Consider the following 1,459-nt stretch of genomic DNA (forward strand, 5'->3'; position numbering starts at 1 on the left):
CGATTCTCAATGAAGTTGTCAAGTGGATCATGCTGTGCGGCGACTGTGGTGAGGGGCGGTGACGTGGGTTGATAGGCACGGTTGTCGCGGAGCAGTGCTCAGAGGACGTTGACGCGGCGGCGCGCGAGGGCGAGGACGGCCTGGGTGTGGCGTTTGCCCTCGGATCGTTTGCGGTCGTAGAAGGTTCGCGACTGGTCGTTGCAGCGGATGCTGACCAGCGCGGAGGTGTAGAACACGCGTTGCAGGCCCCGGTGGTGACGGCGGGGTCGGTGCAGGTTGCCGCTGATCCGGCCGGAGTCGCGTGGGGCGGGGGCCAGGCCGGCGTAGCCGGCCAGATGGTCGGCGGAGGTGAACGCGGCCATGTCACCGCCGGTGGCGGCCAGGAACTCCGCGCCCAGCAGCATCCCGATGCCGGGCATGCTCAGCAGGGCGGTGGCGTGTCGGTGACGGCGAAACCGGCCCTCGATGATCTTGTCGGTCTGCTTGATCTGCTCGTCGAGGGACATCACTGCCTTCGCCATGTCCGCGATGAGCTGCGCGGCCAGTTGCTCGCCGGGCAGCGTGACCTGCTGGGAGTCCGCGGCCGCCACGACCGCGGCGGCCAGTGCGGCGGCCCCGCGGACCTTCTGCGACCGCAACCATTGTTCGAGTCCGGCCGTGCCGAGCTGGCGGACGGCCGCCGGTGTCTGGACATGGGTGAGCAGGACCAGCGGTCCGCGGTTGGTCAGGTCCAGGGCGCGCTCGAGGGCGGGGCTGATACCCAGCAGCTGCTCGTGCAGTCGGTTGACCAGGCGGACGCGGTCGCTGGCGAGGTCACAGCGGCGGGCGACCAGCATCCGCAGCTCGACGATCAGCTCGTCGTCGACGCGCAGCGGGGACAGGTCACGGCGCATGCGGAGCTGGTCGGCGATGATCGCGGCGTCTTTCGTGTCTGTCTTGCCCTCGCCCCGGTAGCCGTCAGCCGCCCGGTTGACCTGGTTACCGGACAGGTAGAACACCTGCTGGCCGTGGGCGACCAGCAGTGCCAGCAGCAACGTCGCTGCGCCGGTGTTGACGTCGACGGCCCAGCGCACCTGGTCGGCCAACGCTGTGACCTGGCCGATCAGCTCCAGCAGCGCCATCTCGTCGTTGCCGACTCGGCGCGACAGCAGTCGGGCGCCGTCGGGGTCGATCACCACCACATGGTGGTGTCCCTTGCCGATGTCCACCCCGGCCCACGCACGTTCCACCCGTGTCTCCCTGCTCTGACCAGCACGTTGTCCCACAGACGACCTCGCCGGCTCATCCCTACGCAGCGATCAGGTCGCAATTCTCCATCAGCGGCCGGGTCGTCGAGGGGGCGCCGGGCGGCCAATCGACGCAAGCCACACGCACGGCAGATGACTGAGAGCCACACCCGACACCCCTGGGCCCCCGGACCTTACGACCGGCCCGAGTCGACCCAAGGAAGAAGGTAGGG

Annotated in this window: 1 pseudogene; it reads right to left on the minus strand. The window is 69.0% G+C overall.

The features are described 5' to 3' along the window. Positions 1-1,229 (minus strand): annotated as a pseudogene (locus AB1460_RS37460) (IS110 family transposase); the annotation flags it as partial. Positions 1,230-1,459: the final 230 nt, after the last annotated feature.

The organism is Parafrankia sp. FMc2 (assembly GCF_041008525.1).
Classification (GTDB): domain Bacteria; phylum Actinomycetota; class Actinomycetes; order Frankiales; family Frankiaceae; genus Parafrankia.